We start from the raw sequence: 528 nt of genomic DNA, 5'->3' as shown, positions 1-528 counted from the left end.
CGGAAGTAGTTGGGGGTTGCCCCCTGTGAGATATGGAAGTCGCTTAGCTCTAGGGAGTTTAGCTCAGCTGGGAGAGCATCTGCCTTACAAGCAGAGGGTCAGCGGTTCGATCCCGTTAACTCCCATATAAGCGGGTGTAGTTTAGTGGTAAAACTACAGCCTTCCAAGCTGTTGTCGCGAGTTCGATTCTCGTCACCCGCTTTGAACTTTGTTCAAATTACCAAGTTTTTAACTTGGGCGCGTAGCTCAGGTGGTTAGAGCGCACGCCTGATAAGCGTGAGGTCGGTGGTTCGAGTCCACTCGTGCCCATTTTTAATAAATATGGTCCGTTGGTCAAGGGGTTAAGACACCGCCTTTTCACGGCGGTAACACGGGTTCGAATCCCGTACGGACTATTTATCGGAGGATTACCCAAGTCCGGCTGAAGGGAACGGTCTTGAAAACCGTCAGGCGTGTAAAAGCGTGCGTGGGTTCGAATCCCACATCCTCCTTTATTTATTATTAACGCGGGATGGAGCAGCTCGGTAG

General features: G+C 50.9%; 5 tRNA genes. All 5 read left to right on the top strand.

What is annotated here, in order from left to right:
* The first annotated feature begins 52 nt into the window (after positions 1 to 52).
* The 5 genes from QM382_RS08930 (at position 53) to QM382_RS08910 (ending at position 491) form a co-directional block, all read left to right on the top strand.
* Positions 53 to 125, top strand: a tRNA-Val gene (locus tag QM382_RS08930).
* Between the two features lie 5 nt (positions 126 to 130).
* Positions 131 to 201 (top strand) — tRNA-Gly (locus QM382_RS08925).
* 34 nt (positions 202 to 235) lie between these two features.
* Positions 236 to 309: transfer RNA gene (locus QM382_RS08920), tRNA-Ile, on the top strand.
* Between the two features lie 14 nt (positions 310 to 323).
* Positions 324 to 395: transfer RNA gene (locus QM382_RS08915), tRNA-Glu, on the top strand.
* Between the two features lie 6 nt (positions 396 to 401).
* Positions 402 to 491, top strand: a tRNA-Ser gene (locus QM382_RS08910).
* Positions 492 to 528 lie beyond the last annotated feature (37 nt).

The organism is Streptococcus infantis (assembly GCF_047465185.1).
GTDB lineage: Bacteria > Bacillota > Bacilli > Lactobacillales > Streptococcaceae > Streptococcus > Streptococcus infantis_O.
This window is presented reverse-complemented; position numbering and strand designations above follow the sequence as displayed.